This window comes from Latilactobacillus sakei (assembly GCA_002953655.1).
Classification (GTDB): domain Bacteria; phylum Bacillota; class Bacilli; order Lactobacillales; family Lactobacillaceae; genus Latilactobacillus; species Latilactobacillus sakei_A.
In genome coordinates this window covers 1,048,958-1,066,603 of record CP025839.1, presented here as the reverse complement: position 1 = coordinate 1,066,603, position 17,646 = coordinate 1,048,958, and the positions used below count along the sequence as shown (strand labels likewise).

Genomic DNA, 17,646 nt, shown 5'->3' with positions numbered 1-17,646 from the left:
GGTGATACGATGCAAACGAGTGTGGGAAACAGTCACGCTAAGATTATTTTGATTGGAGAGCACGCTGTCGTGTACGGGCAACCCGCGATTGCGCTTCCTATTTTTGCAGTCCAGACAACGGTTCATGTCACGGCACAACCAACACTGAGCGAACCCTTGATTAACAGCCCTTATTACAGTGGCCCTTTAAGTCAAGCGATTGGTCAGATGCAAGGTATTCGTCGATTAATCGAACAGCTCTGGCAACAATTAGACGACCAGCAAACCGCTTTTGAACTGACAATTGAAAGTGAATTACCAGCTGAACGGGGAATGGGCTCTTCTGCAGCCACCGCCATTGCGATTATTCGCGCCCTCTTTACTTTTTATCATCAAGAATTAAACCAACGCGACTTACTTAAACTAGCAGCTCTTTCAGAAAATATGATTCATGGTAATCCAAGTGGCATTGATGCAGCCACGACGGGTGCAACGACCCCCCTTTGGTTTGTTAAAGGCCAACCACTACAGCCATTACCGATTGACCTCCAAGGGTACTTGGTAATCGCTGACAGTGGACAAAAGGGGCAAACCGGCCCGGCCGTTAAAAGCGTTCAAAATCAAATGATGTCCAATCCTGAACGTACTCAGCCGCTCATTACCCACATTGGGGAATTGAGTCAAGCTGTCGCAACCAATATCGCTCAAAATCAGTTAGTGGCACTGGGCCGCAATCTCAGCTTAGCGCAAAATGATTTACGCGCTTTAGGGGTCAGCAATTCACGCATTGATGCTTTAATCGAAACCGCCAACCAAGCCGGTAGCTTGGGGACTAAATTGACCGGTGGCGGACGTGGTGGTTGCATTATTGCCCTCGCTAAAACACAAACAGATGCCAAACGGCTTGCACAACAATTACGCCAAGCTGGTGCGATTAAGACTTGGATTCAACCATTACATGCACTACACACTAATTAAACAACAATTGGGAGTTATCACTATGGGACAATCAGCTACAGCAAGAGCGCACACTAATATTGCGCTCATTAAATATTGGGGAAAAAAAGACGCCAACTTGATTATTCCGCAAAATAGCAGTTTATCATTGACGTTAGATCATTTTTATACCGATACGACTGTCACGTTTTCAGAAACCTTAACGCGTGATCAGATTATTTTTAATGGCCAAGAGGCCGACGAACAAACCCAAGCTAAAATGAGTCAATTTCTAGACTTGATTCGCCAACAAGCAGGCCGATCAACTTTTGCCAATGTTGAAACCGTTAATCACGTGCCAAATGCCGCTGGATTAGCCTCTTCAGCTTCTGGCTATGCGGCTTTAGCGGCAGCCGGTAGTCGTGCGGCTGGTTTGGATTTAAATCGCCGTGACTTATCAAGACTTGCACGTCGGGGCTCAGGCTCTGCGACGCGTTCAATTTATGGCGGGTTTGTCGAATGGCAACGGGGTACGAACGATCAAGATTCATACGCGATTCCTGTCCAAGAAGAAATCGATTGGGACATTCAAATGATTGCGATTGTTTTAAACGATCGTCAAAAACGGGTTGCCAGTCGGGCCGGCATGGCAAGTGTTGTGGCAACCTCACCTTATTATCCCAGTTGGGTCGAAACGGCCCAAGCGGATTTACCTAAGATGAAAGATGCAATCGTTAAGAAAGATATAAATTTAGTAGGACAACTGGCGGAAAAGAGTGCGATGCAGATGCACGCAACGACCCTTAGTGCCGTCCCACCTTTCACCTATTTCGAACCAGAAACCCTTCAAGCAATAGAAGTCGTTGCGCGCTTGCGCCAACAAGGGGTTTCTTGCTATTATACTATGGATGCAGGTCCAAACGTGAAAGTGATTTGTACGAGTCGCGAAACACCACAGATTTTGGCAGCTCTTGCGCCCTACTTTACAACTGAACAATTATTGGTTGCTAAACCAGGACCGGGCGTGACCTATCTGTGAGCATAATGAATAAGTTAAATGTGAAAGGTTCTGATGGTTTGATAACGGCTAAAGCACCCGGAAAGCTGTATATTGCTGGCGAATACGCAGTAGTAGAAACTGGTTTTCCGGCTATTATTGTGGCTTTGAATCAATTTGTAACAGTTTCAATTGAAGAGAGTCAAGAATACGGCAGTATTGTTTCAAAACAATACCAAGAAAATTCTTTATATTGGCAACGACAAGGTGATGAAATGGTTTTTGATAACCGTGATAATCCCTTTCATTATATTTTATCCGCCATTAAATTAACGGAACAATATGCCCGCCAAGCGGGTAAAAAATTAAGCATCTATCATCTACGGGTTAACAGCGATTTAGACTCAGCTGATGGTAAAAAATACGGTCTTGGTAGTTCGGCAGCCGTCACAGTGGCGACAGTCAAAGCCCTCTGTGCTTTTTACGAACTCGAATTAACTAACGACCAACTCTATAAACTCGCGGCGATTGCCCATCTTGATGTACAAGGCAACGGTTCTTTAGGGGATATTGCAGCTAGCGTTTACGGTGGTTGGATTGCCTATCGCTCTTTTGACAAGCAATGGTTGGCAGAGACTAGACCAACGATGACGCTTAACGAATTATTGGCGATTCCTTGGCCATCATTATCAATCGAGTTATTGACACCGCCTGCTGAATTATCCCTCTTGATTGGTTGGACTGGCTCTCCTGCTTCAACGTCTCATTTGGTTGATAAAATCGCCCTGGCAAAAACGGAACGCCAAGCCGACTACCAAAACTTTTTAAAGGCTAGCAAAGCCTGCTTAGAAGAAATGGTTGCTGGATTCCGAGCTAACAACTTACAACAAATCCAAACTGAATTGCGCCACAATCGCGCACTATTACAAGAATTGGCTGATTTTAGTCACGTCGCAATTGAAACCCCCGTGCTCCAGAAAATGGGCGCCCTTGCTGAAGAAGCTGGCGGTGCTGCTAAAACATCTGGTGCTGGTGGCGGTGATTGTGGAATTGTGATTATTGATCGGGCAATTGATACAACGTCACTCTTTGAAAAATGGCGTGATAATCAAATCGAACGGTTAAACCTTGCCGTTCACCTTGTAGATTAGGAGTTGACCAACATGGTGAGACCAAAACAATCCATCCAATCGCATCGTAAAGATGAACATGTCTTTTTAGCAGAAAAATTTCATCAAGAAGATCGTCAAAATGATTTTGACGGGCTTCGTTTTATCCATCAAAGTTTACCTGAAATAGCCATTGCCGACGTTGATATCAGTACCCAATTTGCTGGGACCACTTGGCAAAGCCCCTTTTACATTAACGGGATGACTGGCGGAAGCCAACAAACTAAAAAACTAAATGCCCAATTAGCGCAAGTGGCACAGATTACAGGGTTACCAATGGCGACCGGATCACAATCCGTAGCCATTAAAGACCCGACACTTGTTGATACATTTAGTGTCATCCGTGAGTTTAATCCAGCCGGTTTCATCCTCGCTAATATCGGTGCTGGTAATGATTTAGCAGTGGCGCAAAAAGCGGTGGCCATGACCCAAGCCAATGCCCTCGAGATCCACGTTAATACCGCGCAAGAAGTGGTAATGCCAGAAGGCGATCGTGAATTCTATTGGCTCGACCAGATTGGCGAAATCGTCGCCAACTTAGATGTCCCCGTAATTATTAAGGAAGTCGGCTTTGGAATGAGTGCCGAAACGATTGCTAAATTGCAAAGTGTTGGGGTCACCAATATCGATGTTTCCGGAAAAGGTGGCACTAACTTTGTCACAATCGAAAATGAACGCCGCCGAGACAAAGCTTATGATTATCTCAGTGATTGGGGTCAATCAACGGTTGAATCACTTTTTGAATCACAGGCCTTCCAAAATGAATTAACGATTTTAGCCTCTGGTGGGATTCGTAACCCACTAGATATCGTCAAAGCATTACGGCTTGGCGCTTCGGCCGTTGGGATTTCAGGTCAGATTTTACACATGCTACTCAAAACGGGGCCTACTGAAACTGCCGAACAATTATTAGCTTGGCAAGCTCAAATTCAAGCGATTATGGCGATGTTGGGTGCAGCAAACTTAACAGCACTCCAATCAGTTCCAATGATTTTAAGCCCTAATTTACGACATTATTTAAACGAACGGCATTTATCATTCTAAATACAAAAAAGCAAGTCAGTTGTCTCACAACTAACTTGCTTTTTTAGTGCGCTGATTTAAGGCGGGTCATTCTAAAGTAAAAATAAGCAATTAAAATCAAGTCCACTACCACTAACCCACTGAAGATAAGGCCCAAGTGGGTTAAGTAGAAGAACCAACTGCCGATAATAAAACCAATCAGTGTCATACTTAAAAGATGCACCGCGAAAATTTGCGTTTGCCCTCCGCTATATTTACGGTAAAGACTAGCGGTTAAATTCTTTTGAGCGTGATAGCCATTGACTAATTGTGCAAATAAATGACTAAGCACCCCAGCAACCATGATTAATAAGACCAAGATGATTGCCGCCGTTCCATTTTCTCGTAACCAGTTGACCCCAATAATCGGCGTGTTCTTAGGCGTTAAATTGGAAATTGATTTGGTCTTAAAGATTTTTTGATATTCTTTAAGATGCGCCCCGATTTGTTGATCATCGACTAACACGGTTACCTGGTTTAAGGCGCGGTTGTTCAAGACGAACTCTGGTGAAGCCGAAATAAAGACGTGTTGGTCGAGCGAAGTGGTCTGATTGGTACCCACAACGCCAATTACTGACAAGTAACGATTCTTAGTTTGATAATACGCTTGACTAGCTGGTTGATAGAGTTCGTTGACCCGTGATTGGCCAACGACCACTACCGGAATTCGTGATTTGAAATCATAATTTGAGAAGAAGCGGCCGTCTTTAAGCGGCACATTAGCTTGTTTACCCTTGGCATAAACATACGATAAATGATTATTAACATTGAATTGCACTTGAAAATTATTGAGTTTTGTCTGATCAATCGCTTGGATCGTTGATTGAATCGATTGGTGACTTTTCGTCTTAAAGATAACCGCCTTTTGCGATAAACTATTATGATTAAGTCGTTCACTGTACATCGATTTGGCTCGCTGACTAATGACAAGTAGTCCTAAGACGACTACCCCGACAAATAGCACATCAAGCACTAATTTTTTTAAACGCAAACGCTGATTCCTCCTTGATACGTTATTGAATCCAATAAAACCGATCACGCATTAAATCAAATGGCCGTAAATAGCGATTAACTCGCGATAAGCGTTGATCATTATGAAAATGAGCGGCATCCCAGAACTCAGTACTATTCGTGGCACCATAGCGCTCACCCAAACACAAAAGCACGGGTCCCTTTTCTAATTGTCGCAGTTGATTTAAGACAGCCAAATCAATCGGCACACCATTGGGCGACCACGACATTAACACGGCATCCACTTGATTACCATATTGTTCAATCGCTGCTTGTGCATCGAGGGGAGCTACTTGCGTCAATAATTGGCGTCCTGTTTGGTTTTCGCTCGTCCAGGCCAAACTATCCGTACAAATAACCTGCCGAGCACCTGCCGCCTTTAAACCGGCGCTCAGATAGCCGTTACCGGCCATGATTTCCAAAAAACGCCAATTAGGAAACTGTTGCACCAGACTATCCGTTAAATCCTGACTAATATAAGCCCACATACCGAATTGATTTTGCAAATATTGGCGATAATTCCGAAGTAAATGGTCCGTCTTTTGAATTTGTGCTTGTAATTGCTGTGAAGAGACCGCCTTGAACTGGCCCTGCTCTGCTGCCAATAATAACGTTAGATAGAGTGATTCGTCAATCCCGAGCACTGGGAGATTGTGTTGTGGTAACTGTTTTTGCTGTAAGCGTACTAAACTTGCTTCAATCGCTTGAAACTGTGCCGTCAGTTGCGGTATCTTTTTAAAAAAGATGGCACTTTGCTTTAACTGTGCTAGGTAGGTTTCTTGGGTCATTATTCCACTCATTTCTTAGACTAAATAACATAAAAAACCGCCTCATTCAAGTTAAAGGAGGCGGCTCATACGAATCGGATTAACGAATCCCTAAGGCAATTCGTGCATACCGTGACATCTTACTGGTGTCCCAAGCCGGATACCAAACGAGATTAACCTTCACATCTTTGACCTCTGGGACCTTTGCAAGTGCTTGATGAATTGAATCCGTTAAGACGTCTGTTAAAGGACAGCCCATCGTTGTCAACGTCATATCGATTGTACATAGGCCCTTTTCATCTAGGTTAAGACCGTAGACAAGGCCTAGATTAACAATATCAATCCCCAATTCAGGATCAATGACGGTTTCTAGCGCCGCTAAAATCCGTTCTTTTAAATCTTCGATTGCTGAATCGTCTTGTTGCGTGTTCATTTCTTCATCTGCCATCTGACTGCCTCCTACGCTATTTCAATAGCTTTATTATACTGTTTAACCGCTTTAGATACAATACAGGTTGATTGACAATTGAATCGTTTATCCCTAGAATGATAGCTTAAGTACCCTTTAGAGGAGGCCCTATGATGCACCAAAAATTAATCGCTCTAGACCTGGATGGCACGACTTTAAATCCAGAAGCTAAAATTTCACTTAAAACACAAGAAACACTCACCCAACTACAATCAGCTGGCCACATTGTCAGCATTGTGACTGGTCGGCCTAATCGCTTGAGTGAACCTTTCTATCATCAATTAGGACTCACTTCACCGATGGTCAATTTTAACGGCGCCCTCATGCATATTCCTGGGCAAAATTGGTCCGACGAATATCAATATACCATTAATAAGGACGTCGTTTTTAGCCTCTTCCAATTAAAAGAACGTTTTAAAATTCAGATGATTGCTGCTGAAGGAAAAACAATGTTTTTAGCTGATCAAGCTTACAGCAATACTTTTTCATTTTTCCCAGCAACGCTCAAATCAGATGAAATCCTAACGCGGGAATCACTGCAACAAGATCCAGCAGCTGTAACGGTCTTTGTCGAACGCGAGGACCAAGCTGCTTTACGGGCTGAAATTTTACGCCAATTCCCCCAAGTTTCCGTTAATACATGGGGTGGCCCCGCCAGCGTCTTAGAAATTGTGCACCACGGCATCCAAAAGACAACGGGTCTTGAACGCTTAGCAAATCATTACCAAATTGATCAAGCCGACATTATCGCCTTTGGTGATGAAAGTAATGACTTAGACATGTTGGCCTATGCCGGCACTGGGGTGGCGATGCAAAATGCGATCGCACCAGTCAAAGCAATCGCAGATGATATTACCCCACTAACCAACGCACAAGATGGTGTGGCGAATTATTTACGCCAATATTTTAAAATGGGCTAACAAAAAGCGATTCGACAGTTTAGTCGAATCGCTTTTTTGATGGCTGAAACGTGCTTTTTAAAGCTGACTCTTGTGCTTAGTTTCGTATTGCAAACAATCGACTTTGTCGATCATTCGCAACACTGTGCTAATGCTCAGAGTCAAATCGCTTTAAACGCACTCTAAACGTGCTCCGTCAGATATACGCTTCCGGTTAGTTACATACCGCAAACGATCGGCTACGCCGCTCATTCACGGTATTAGACTAATCCTCAGCGTATGACCATCTGACGTCGCACTTTATTTTTCGTCGCTTTTTAAAACGCCGCCTACTGAGTAACGGTCTGGTTGCATTTCATTTAAGACAACATGCACGTGTTCTGCAGGGGCCCCTGTGTTTTTTGAGATTGCTTCGGTCACGTCAGCACAAAGTTGTTTTAATTGTGCTTGACTACGACCAGCAATCAGATCGATGTGTACTAATGGCATAATAATAGCCTCCTTTTTTCGAATACTATTATTATGCCTGTTTTAGCGCAATTGGGCAACGGTAATTGCTGTGTTTTCCCCTAAAAGATTGTATAATGAGCATTAATATCGAATTTATTTGGAGGCATTATTATGAGTGAACCCCTTTATCGTCAATTAACCGCCTGTACCAGTGTTCTGGTTGGTAAAAAAGCGAGCGCAGATGGCTCGACCTTAATCGCCCGGAACGAAGATAGCCAAGCTGCTTGGCCTAAACACATGGTGATTCATCCCCACCAACAATTAACGAAAGCTCCTCACTTTGTTTCAAAAGACACCGGCTTTACGCTTGATCTACCACTAGAAGCCGCTAAATATACCGCAACCCCCGAATGGACTGATGAATACGGCTTATTCGAAGAAGATGGTATCAATGAATATGGCGTAGCTATGAGTGGGACCGAAAGTGCCTATAGCAATAGTCGCGTGCTCGGCTTCGATCCCTACATCGATAACGGCATTGCTGAAGAAGCCATGATCACTGTGGTTTTACCATACGTGAAAACGGCCCGCGAAGGGGTGGCACGATTAGGTGCGATTGTCAGTGAATACGGCACCACCGAAAGTAACGGTATCCTTTTCTCAGACGTTGATGAAGTGTGGTACCTAGAAATCGGTAGTGGTCATCACTGGGTCGCGCAACGAATTCCTGATGATAGTTACGCTGTCGTGGCCAACCAACTCGCCATTCAAGAAGTTGATTTTGACCAACCAGAGGCCTTCATGACTTCTGAGGGACTTCAAGACTTTGCTCGTGATAACCACCTCTGGCAAGCTGGTACACCGTTTAATTTCCGCAACATCTTTGGGACACAAGATCAAAGTGACCTCGTTTACAACACACCACGGGTTTGGTACGGCCAAAAATTGTTAACACCGTCTGTTGAACAACAACCACAAGACTTTAACCTGCCCTTCTTACGCCAACCTGATGCCCCCATTCAAGTTGAAGATGTCGCGCAAATTCTAGGCTCGCACTATGAAGGGACCGTCTACGATCCAATTGGTCACGGCACACCACAAGAAAAACATGCTTTCCGCCCAATTAGTTTAGCGAAGACACAAGAATCACATATTCTTCAAATGCGCCCTAACCGCCCTGTTGATGTCAGCGGTATCCACTGGTTAGCGATGGGGGTGACTGCACAGAGCGTCTACGTGCCATTTTACGCCGGTGCTGATGATGTCCCAGTCAACTACCAAAAAGGGACAAAAGATTACTCGAAAGACTCAATTTATTGGACCTATAAATTAGCTGGTATTCTAGTCGATGCGCACTACGCTAAGTTTGCTAAAGACTTAGAACAAACCCAAAAACACATCAACAGTTTGATGGTGCAAAATATCGTTGCTACTGACAAGCTTGTTGCAGCTGAAACCGATGCACACCAACGGACGATGTTGATGACCAAAGGTTCTGCTAAAGCCGCCCAACTTGCCCAATACGAAATGGAACGCCTCACCGCTAAGCTCATTACGGACAGTGCGAACCTCTCACCATTGAACTTTACAACGGATAGTAATCTCTAAAATAAAAAAAGTGTGTTATCGGATATTCAAAAAAGAGCTGGGACAAAATTTTGTCCCAGCTCTTTTTGATTATCTATAAAAAAATGACAACCGCCCAGCGGAAACGCACGAAACCACTCCGGTTGTTGTCATCTATTGGCCACTGCTTAGATTAATTCCGCCACAAGCGGCCAATTAATTATTTTCCAAAAGTTCTCGATATAGTCAATGCGATTATTCTGATATTTCAAATAATAAGCATGTTCCCAAACATCGAGGCCGATCAATGGGCGATTACCACTCATAATTGGTGAATCTTGGTTAGGAGTGGTCATGATCTGCAGTTCACCATCATGATCAACGACTAACCATGCCCAACCAGAACCAAAAACGCCTAGTGCGGCCTTATTGAATTCCGCTTGAAAGTCTTTAAATTTACCAAACCGGGCTTCGATTTTTTCTAATAATTCACCCGTTGGCATCAGTGGGGCATTTTCAGTGAGAATCCGCCAGAAAAAGCTATGGTTAGCGTGGCCCCCTGCGTTATTGCGGACCGGTGTCTGTAGTGACTCAGGAAGATCATCAATATGTGTTAATAAGTCATGGAGCGATTTACTAGCTAAATCGGGGTGTTTTGCCAAGGCCGCGTTTAACTTCGTCACATAAGTCTTATGATGCTTATCATGATGCAGATGCATTGTTTCGGAGTCGATATATGGTTCTAAAGCAACATACTCATACGGTAATGCTGGTAATTTAAAAGTCATGGGTATCCCTCCTCTTTCTCCTTACATCATACCTGTAAACGTTCTCAAAAAGCGAATGATATGCTTTTTCCCATCAAAAAACTGGCTAAGTATGTCGCTTAGCCAGTTTTTTTTGAATCCGCGGCAATTGACCTTCAATTTCCGTCAACATCATGTTTGGTGTTTTATGTTGGAAGAAGATTGTATAGTCTGCCAAACGATAATATTTAGGACGTCGTTCGTGATATAATTCGCGTAAACCATCGTGGCCAAGTTGATTGACCAATGGTCGGCGATCATTGCGCGAAACGCGGCGCCAATGCGCCTCATAACTCCCATTTAAGTAAAAGATGGGGATGCCACTTTGTTCTAGTAGATAGCGCGTCTGTGCGTCATCAACCACCCCGCCACCGGTTGCAATGACGACATCTTCTTGAATCAATTTTGCAAGTGCTTCAAATTCCATCTGTCGAAACGCGGATTGACCTTTAACGGCAAAAATTTCATTAATTGTCATCTGTTGTTCCTGCATGATGTATTTGTCCAAATCAATCCAATCGCTCTTGAAATGATGTGCGACTTTACGCGCAATGGTTGTTTTACCAGAACCCATAAACCCAATTAAAATTAACTGCATCTAGTGAATCAACCCCTGTAAATCAGTTTCAATCTAGTCTAATTGTAAAGTATCTGCCTGCCGGTTACCAGTATTTTCTAAAACGAGCGCCGTTTCATCTTTAATTGGGCACTAAATTGGGTTAATGGTAGTTGTAAAATCGTCGGCTGTCCGATTGCTTTTAAATAAACGATGTTAATCAGAGCGCCTTGATTCTTCTTGTCATGCGCAATTTTCTCAAATAATGCAGGTGATTGTAATAACGGGTGCGTGACCGGTAAGCCAACCCGTTCCAGCACGGTTTGTAGTTGGGCCGCAATTTGAGTCGGTTGTTCGAAAAGGCGGCTCATCGCAACTAACCCGATACTAACTGCTTCGCCATGCGTTAGCTCACCGTTTGCCAAAGACTCAACAGCATGGCCAATTGTATGACCGAAATTCAACAACCGTCGTTGACCACTCTCTTGGACATCCGCCATCACAATCTGTGCTTTATAGGCAATACTACGCGTAATCAGTTCTGGTGCTTTATCCAAAATTGCAGTCGGCGATGCGATTTGTTGAACGAGGTTCCAAAAATCGGCACCGACTAAAGCCGCTACTTTGACCACTTCAGCGTAACCAGTGACTAACTGCCGTTGCGGTAATGTCTCGAGCATTTGCGGATCAATTAAAACGAGGCCCGGTTGATAAAAAGTCCCGACTAAATTTTTTCCCGCCGGTAAATCAAGCGCGGTTTTGCCACCGACGCTACTATCGACTTGCGCCAATAAGGAAGTGGGGATTTGAATAAATGGTAAACCGCGCATATAAGTTGAGGCGACAAAGCCCGTCAAATCACCAACCACTCCGCCACCAAGGGCAATCAAACCATCACTGCGATTAAAGTTGGCCGTTACCAAAGCCTGATAAAGAATCATCGCTTGTTCGAGAGACTTAGCGGATTCGCCGGCCGGGACGGTAAGAACAGTGACCTGAAAACCGGCTTGCGTTAATTGCTCCGTAATTTGTGTTTGATACAATGGGCCGACATTCGTATCTGTGACCAATGCAATTTTACGTGCAGACCACACTTGTTGAACCTCATGCCCGATTGCAGTCGCTAAGCCAGTTTCAATTTTAATTTGATATTCTTGCGTCGTTAAATTAACCGAAATAGTTGGCATTTTTACCACGTCCGCATCAATTGATCAATTGCCCAGACCTGGCGACACATTTCCAAATAGGTCGCGGGTTTCAACGCTTGTGGGCCATCGGAAAAGGCGACTTCAGGATGATCATGAATTTCAACCATCATCCCACTGGCACCAGTTGCCACGCCGGCTCTGGCCATTGGTGTCACCAAGTCCCATTCCCCCGTCGCATGACTTGGATCAACGATCACTGGATAGTGGGATAATTTTTGAAGGACTGGAACTGCGTTTAAATCAAATGTGTTACGCGTATATTGATTATCAAAAGTCCGAATACCACGCTCTAAGAGCATAATCTGTTGATTACCGTTGGCTGCGATATACTCGGCAGCATTTAATAGATCATCAACTGTGGCTGCTAAACCGCGTTTTAAAGCGACCGGAATATTCGTCTGCCCAACGGCTTTTAATAATGAAAAGTTTTGCATATTCCGGGCCCCAATTTGAAAGACGTCCGTGTACTGCGCAATTAGGGCGACATGGGTTTCGTCCATGACTTCTGTAATGACATCCATCCCCGTTGCATCGGCTGCTTGGCGGAGTGCTTTAAGCCCGGCTTCGCCCATTCCTTGGAATGAGTAAGGTGAAGTCCGTGGCTTATAGGCGCCCCCACGCAGTAAAGTTGCGCCACCTTCCTTGGCCACTTTAGCCATCGCTAAGATATGGTCAGCTGATTCCACCGAACAAGGCCCGGCCATCATCGTGAACTGCTCGCCACCAATCGTACTGTGTGGTAATTGAATCACTGTGTTTTCAGGTTGGAATAATCGACTACTTAAAACATAACTTGGTTCAGCAGTTGTCATGGACGCAACAGCGGCTTGTTCTCCGGTGCTTAATGTCACTTTCTTAAGTCCAATCAATGCGACGTGTTGTGCTGATTGATAAACGACGACACCAGCTTGGCGTTGTCGTTCACAAAAATCTTGGATCAGTGTTTCGCTCGTTGTTGTCTTAAATTGAATAATCATGATGCATCATTGCCTCCAGTTAGATGTTGGTAAATTGGTGTTGTCGCCATTGGTTGGTTTGTCCAAAATTCAAAACTCAAGGCTGCCTGTTCGATCAACATGCCCAGACCATTTTGCGTTTTTAAATGCGCCTTTTTGGCTGCTTTTAAAAAGGCTGTCTCTCGCGGTGCGTAAATTAGATCTGCGACGAGGCTATCTTCGGGCAAATATTGCAGTAAGTTAATTGGTAAGGGATTACCCGGCGTTGCGGTCATGCCAATATTGGTTGCATTAATTAAACAATCAGCATTTTGCAAGGCGTTTGCCAAGGCTAACTGGTCATCGTACGGTTCAACGGTGATCTGTAGTCTATGGGCAATGCTGATTTGAGCCAGTCGTTGGGCAACTGAATCATAAGTCGCATTAGTACGTTTAAAGACGGTCATCTGCTGCACATCATATCGTGCTGCTGCCTCAATTACCGCTAGGGCCGCCCCACCAGCACCTAGCATAACGACAGAACGATATCGGCGCTGGGGGTGTGCTTTTTGCAGCGCCCGCCAAAAACCATCGCCATCAGTATTGGTAGCCGTTAAGCGACCAGCTTCGTTTTTAATGGTATTGATGGCCCCTACTAATTTAGCCGTGGGCGTTAAATCGTCCACTAGTGGCACTAGCGATTGCTTATAAGGCATCGATAGGTTGACGCCCCGAATGCCAAGCGTTTTAATTGCGCTGACGATTGCTGTTGGTGTCGCCTGACTATCGAAAACGGCATAACGCGCGTCCATTTGAATTTGGTGAAAACCGGTATTATGAATAAAGGGTGATAAGCTATGTTGCGCTGGGTGCGCAATCAAGCCATAAAGTGCTGTATAACCTGATATCATTGCATTTTTCCTCTAGCAACTATCATACTTTAAATAATCGGCTTTTTAAAGTCGTTTTTAGGAACATTCATACCAGTAATATTGTTCATAGCCTGAAATATATTTACGCTATCGTATTGACAGGTGTTATTTATTTAAAGTAAAATAAAAGCATCAACTGAAAGCGCTTCGCTTATTCAGACGGAAAGGCTGTCATCTATGCAAATTATGAATCAAACACTCTCAACGAATCACCAGGACTTTCAAGTTACAGCCTACTGGCTAGATTCTAATCAAGATTTTAACAACACCCGCTATCAACCGGTCGTGATCATCTGTCCAGGTGGTGGTTTCAGATACCATTCAGCGCGCGAAACAGAACCAATTGTCTTAAAGGCATTGGCTGAAAGTTGTCACGCGGTTGTCTTACCTTATCAACTCATCGAACCTAACCAAACGGTTTACCCCACAGCGCTCCAACAGCTCGCTAAAACGATCGAGTGGATTACAGATCAATCAGAAGTGCAAAAAGTCGATCCCGAACGGATCGTACTCGTTGGATTCTCGGCTGGTGGGCATCTAGTGGCTACTTTTAACGGTATCGCCACTAACCCTGAGCTCAACGCACAATACCAACTCGATTGTTATCGCGGGCACCATGCCGCTGTTATTTTAAGTTATCCAGTGATTGACTTAGACGCTGGCTTTCCCAAAGAAGAAAGTGAAAAAGACCGGATTACAACCGATCAACGTCTCTGGCACGCGCAGGATACATTAACCAAGTGGGCCAAACCTTGTTTCGTATGGCAAACCGCAACTGATGAACTCGTACCAGCCATCAATTCATTGCTGTACGTCACTGAATTAAATCGTTTAAACATTACAACTGAGTACCATTTATTTAGCGATGGGGTTCACGGCTTATCTTTGGCCAATAAAGTGACGCAACGCCCTGGTAAACCGCAAGACATTAACGAACCAGTCGCACAGTGGCTCCCACTTGCGCTAACTTGGCTTGCAGAAATTGATATTGCTCATCGTTAAAAAACTAGACGATTAAAAAAGAGTTGGGATTTTATCCCAACTCTTTTTTACGTTAGCTTAAACTTTATTAATCTTTAAATTGCCTAATCACATCAATTCCTCTAAAATAGTGACTAATGTTATTTAATAGCGAGGTCAAATATGAAAAAAGTGATTATTGGTTATCTCTTATTAGTAAGTCTCATCTGTCTAGCCCCAACAACTACCTATGCAAGAGCTGGTGGGGCCTCAGGGGGTAGCGGTGGTTCAACTGCTAGTGGTTCGTTTGGTAGCAGTACAAGCACGACCACCGACAGAACGACGAACTATTATGATGGTCGTCGGGGTTACTACGGGCCCCGTAGTTTTCTCAATAACTTCGTTTTTGCAATCTTTTTTATCGTATCAGCATTCTTGATGATTATCCGCAAGAAACGTGAATGGCTGGCGCGGCGTCATGAACGGGCACTAGCGCGAACCGTCACCATTGACGATGCAACCCGCGAACGTTTTGAAGAGTGCTTTTACCAAATCGAAGCCGCTTGGACGACTAATGATCTCAGTTTGGTCGCACCGTTAATGACGCCCCGTTTCCAACGACAACAACAACGCATTTTAAATCGCTATCAGCGTCAACATGAACACAATCAATTGGAAAGTCTGACCATCATTTCAGAGGAATTGATCTTGTCGGACAATCCCAACGTCCGTAAAGTCCTCGTAACGGCTCAAATGCGCGATTATTTTACTAATGACCGCTTATCAGACGCAGATAATGAAAAACGCCGTGAAGCAACTTATATCGAGCGTTTCAGCGAAATCTGGGAATTTAAACAAGTTGACGGGCAATACCTTGTCAACCACATCGATCAATCTCTTTAAGAAAGTGAGTTTTTGAAATGCACCTCGAGTTTACTACTGGGCAGCCTCAAACGGCCGTTTCGCTTATGCCACGCCATTTAGATGACTGCCTGCGCGAATTAACCCTTATCAACCAGAAAAAAGACGCCATCGATATTCTCGAATGGCGCCTTGATTATTGGCAAGATCCTAACCAACTATTGACAGCTGCTGAAAAAATTGCCGCGCTTGATTTACCCCTAATTTTAACGGTTAGAACTACTAATGATGGTGGCTTAGCATCAGCTGAAGATTACCTCACCTATTATGCCCCCTTGATCAAAGCGCATATTGGTCACGCAATTGATTTAGAGTGGTCACTAGCAGCTGAGCAACGCCATCAATTAGCCGAATTAGCGCATCAACAGCATTATCAAGTGCTTTTAAGTCATCATGACACCGCCCAAACACCGGATAATGACACCTTACGCACGCAACTCTTGACCATGCAAGCCGATCCGGATGCAGACCTCTTGAAACTAGCAACGACGGCCCAATCACCAGCAGATACAACCCGCTTGTTAGCAGCTACCCAAAGTTTTACACACCAATTCGATAAACCATTGATGACAATGGCAATGTCTGAATTTGGTGTCGCCTCGCGAATCTTTGGTGGCCAATTTGGTTCAGTAATCAGCTTTGGGTATCTCGAAACCCCTAGCGCGCCTGGTCAACTGCCAATCGAGCAACTGAAAGGCTTACTGACCACCAATCAAGCTTAAATCAAGCACAAAAATAGCCCAACAAATTGAATTGTTGGGCTATTTTTTAATAACTTTAGTTTCTTTCAACGTTTAATTCGTTCATCTTAATCATTGTATCAACCGCTTTTTCCATCGTTTGAACTGAAACGAATTCGTAGCGACCGTGCATATTTTCAGCACCGGCAAAGATATTTGGTGTTGGAATTCCCATGAATGAAATCTTAGAACCATCTGTCCCACCACGTACGGGTTCGATTAATGGTTTGATATCGATTGCTTCCATCGCATCCTTAGCCAAATCAACAACATCCATGTGATCTTTTAAAACTTCAGCCATGTTGTAATATTGATCTTTAATCGTTGCTTTAACGCGACCTTCGCCGTATTTAGCGTTCATGTCTTCTGCCACTTTAGCAGCGAATGCTTTACGTGCTTCTAAACCATCGCGATCAAAATCACGGATGATGTAGGCCATGTGTGCTTCATCAACAGTACCGTCTAAGCTCAATAAGTGATAGAAACCTTGACGACCATCTGTTTTTTCAGGCACTTCATCGCGTGGGAAAGCATCTTGGAAATCAACAGCAACTTGTAAAGCGTTGATCATGATGTCTTTAGCTTCACTAGGATGCACATTTTTACCTTGAATATCAACTTTCATTGCAGCTGCATTAAAGGTTTCATATTCAAGTTGTCCAATTGGACCGCCATCCATTGTATAAGCGAAGTCTGTTGCAAAATCTTCAGCATCGAAATGATCAGCACCTGTGCCGATTTCTTCATCTGGTCCTAAACCAATCTTAATGTCGCCATGTTTGATTTCAGGATGTTGGATGAAGTAATCCATCGCTGTGATGATTTCAGCAACCCCAGATTTATCATCTGAACCTAATAAGGTTGAGCCATCTGTTGTGATTAATGTTTGGCCCTTGTAGTTTTTCATGTTAGGGAATTCTTCAGGGTCTAAAACAAATTGACCAGCTTCGTCTAATTTGATAATTGATTCACCATCATAATTTTCAATTGTTTGGGGATTAACACCCTTGGCATTGAAATCTGCTGTATCAACGTGTGATAAGAAGCCCATTGTTGGGACTTTTTTATCAATATTACTTGGTAATAACGCTGTGACATAGCCATTTTTTTCGTTATACTTAACGTCGCTTAAGCCGATTTCTTTCAAGTCATCCATCAATTTGTGCAAGAAATCAACTTGCGTTTGTGTTGATGGAATCGTCGTCGCATTTTCGTCTGAACGAGTTTCTGTTGTGATATATTCTAGAAAACGCGGAATTAATTTTTCATATTTAGCCATGGTG

The 17,646-nt window shown here is 43.9% G+C and carries 19 protein-coding genes; 9 read left to right on the top strand and 10 right to left on the bottom strand.

What is annotated here, in order from left to right; all coding sequences use genetic code 11:
• Positions 1-9 precede the first annotated feature (9 nt).
• The 4 genes from mvk to C0213_05305 are packed head-to-tail and all read left to right on the top strand — an operon-like array spanning position 10 to position 4,125.
• Positions 10-957, top strand: a complete 948-nt coding sequence (gene mvk, locus C0213_05320; GenBank protein ID AUX11853.1) for a mevalonate kinase — start codon at positions 10-12, stop codon at positions 955-957.
• 22 nt (positions 958-979) lie between these two features.
• A complete protein-coding gene (gene mvaD / locus C0213_05315) occupies positions 980-1,954 on the top strand; it encodes a diphosphomevalonate decarboxylase (GenBank protein ID AUX11852.1) in 975 nt (324 codons plus the stop codon).
• Positions 1,955-1,959: 5 nt separating this feature from the next.
• Entirely contained in the window at positions 1,960-3,063 is a 1,104-nt protein-coding gene (locus C0213_05310; protein AUX11851.1) for a phosphomevalonate kinase, read from the top strand.
• A gap of 12 nt (positions 3,064-3,075) precedes the next feature.
• Positions 3,076-4,125 (top strand): type 2 isopentenyl-diphosphate Delta-isomerase, encoded by a 1,050-nt coding sequence (locus tag C0213_05305; GenBank protein ID AUX11850.1) that lies wholly within the window; start codon positions 3,076-3,078, stop codon positions 4,123-4,125.
• A 43-nt stretch (positions 4,126-4,168) separates the two neighbouring features.
• On the opposite strand, the gene C0213_05300 is transcribed toward C0213_05305, so the two are convergent.
• The 3 genes from C0213_05300 to C0213_05290 all read right to left on the bottom strand — a co-directional run bounded on the left by C0213_05300 (position 4,169) and on the right by C0213_05290 (position 6,369).
• Complete coding sequence (locus C0213_05300) at positions 4,169-5,134, bottom strand: hypothetical protein (GenBank protein AUX11849.1); 966 nt, start codon at positions 5,132-5,134, stop codon at positions 4,169-4,171.
• A gap of 22 nt (positions 5,135-5,156) precedes the next feature.
• Positions 5,157-5,942: an SAM-dependent methyltransferase gene (locus tag C0213_05295; GenBank protein AUX11848.1), complete on the bottom strand. Its 786-nt coding sequence runs from the start codon at positions 5,940-5,942 to the stop codon at positions 5,157-5,159.
• A gap of 79 nt (positions 5,943-6,021) precedes the next feature.
• Complete coding sequence (locus tag C0213_05290) at positions 6,022-6,369, bottom strand: aromatic ring hydroxylase (protein AUX11847.1); 348 nt, start codon at positions 6,367-6,369, stop codon at positions 6,022-6,024.
• A 134-nt stretch (positions 6,370-6,503) separates the two neighbouring features.
• On the opposite strand from C0213_05290, the gene C0213_05285 reads away from it, so the two are divergent.
• On the top strand, positions 6,504-7,310 hold the full coding sequence (locus tag C0213_05285; protein AUX11846.1) for an HAD family hydrolase: 807 nt from the start codon (positions 6,504-6,506) through the stop codon (positions 7,308-7,310).
• 279 nt (positions 7,311-7,589) lie between these two features.
• Here C0213_05285 and C0213_05280 read toward each other — a convergent pair whose 3' ends face one another.
• Positions 7,590-7,778 (bottom strand): tautomerase, encoded by a 189-nt coding sequence (locus tag C0213_05280; GenBank protein AUX11845.1) that lies wholly within the window; start codon positions 7,776-7,778, stop codon positions 7,590-7,592.
• A 132-nt stretch (positions 7,779-7,910) separates the two neighbouring features.
• On the opposite strand from C0213_05280, the gene C0213_05275 reads away from it, so the two are divergent.
• On the top strand, positions 7,911-9,347 hold the full coding sequence (locus C0213_05275) for a dipeptidase (GenBank protein AUX11844.1): 1,437 nt from the start codon (positions 7,911-7,913) through the stop codon (positions 9,345-9,347).
• Between the two features lie 146 nt (positions 9,348-9,493).
• On the opposite strand, the gene C0213_05270 is transcribed toward C0213_05275, so the two are convergent.
• The 5 genes from C0213_05270 to aroE all read right to left on the bottom strand — a co-directional run bounded on the left by C0213_05270 (position 9,494) and on the right by aroE (position 13,721).
• Positions 9,494-10,093, bottom strand: coding sequence for a superoxide dismutase (locus tag C0213_05270; GenBank protein AUX11843.1), 600 nt, complete (start codon positions 10,091-10,093; stop codon positions 9,494-9,496).
• Between the two features lie 85 nt (positions 10,094-10,178).
• The gene (locus tag C0213_05265; protein ID AUX11842.1) at positions 10,179-10,709 is read right to left on the bottom strand and encodes a shikimate kinase; all 531 of its coding nucleotides are present in this window, start codon (positions 10,707-10,709) and stop codon (positions 10,179-10,181) included.
• A gap of 77 nt (positions 10,710-10,786) precedes the next feature.
• Positions 10,787-11,854: a 3-dehydroquinate synthase gene (aroB, locus tag C0213_05260; protein AUX11841.1), complete on the bottom strand. Its 1,068-nt coding sequence runs from the start codon at positions 11,852-11,854 to the stop codon at positions 10,787-10,789.
• A gap of 2 nt (positions 11,855-11,856) precedes the next feature.
• Entirely contained in the window at positions 11,857-12,852 is a 996-nt protein-coding gene (gene aroF / locus C0213_05255) for a 3-deoxy-7-phosphoheptulonate synthase (protein ID AUX11840.1), read from the bottom strand.
• Entirely contained in the window at positions 12,849-13,721 is an 873-nt protein-coding gene (gene aroE, locus C0213_05250) for a shikimate dehydrogenase (protein AUX11839.1), read from the bottom strand. The genes aroF and aroE overlap by 4 nt, the downstream gene beginning before the upstream one ends.
• A 198-nt stretch (positions 13,722-13,919) precedes the next feature.
• Between aroE and C0213_05245 the strand changes: the two genes are divergently transcribed.
• The 3 genes from C0213_05245 to aroD all read left to right on the top strand — a co-directional run bounded on the left by C0213_05245 (position 13,920) and on the right by aroD (position 16,345).
• Entirely contained in the window at positions 13,920-14,744 is an 825-nt protein-coding gene (locus C0213_05245) for an alpha/beta hydrolase (GenBank protein ID AUX11838.1), read from the top strand.
• 141 nt (positions 14,745-14,885) lie between these two features.
• A complete protein-coding gene (locus tag C0213_05240; protein ID AUX11837.1) occupies positions 14,886-15,605 on the top strand; it encodes a hypothetical protein in 720 nt (239 codons plus the stop codon).
• Between the two features lie 17 nt (positions 15,606-15,622).
• On the top strand, positions 15,623-16,345 hold the full coding sequence (aroD, locus tag C0213_05235) for a type I 3-dehydroquinate dehydratase (protein AUX11836.1): 723 nt from the start codon (positions 15,623-15,625) through the stop codon (positions 16,343-16,345).
• 55 nt (positions 16,346-16,400) lie between these two features.
• Here the strand turns inward: aroD and pepT are convergent, their stop codons facing one another.
• Positions 16,401-17,642, bottom strand: coding sequence for a peptidase T (gene pepT, locus C0213_05230; protein ID AUX11835.1), 1,242 nt, complete (start codon positions 17,640-17,642; stop codon positions 16,401-16,403).
• Between the last annotated feature and the right edge of the window lie 4 nt (positions 17,643-17,646).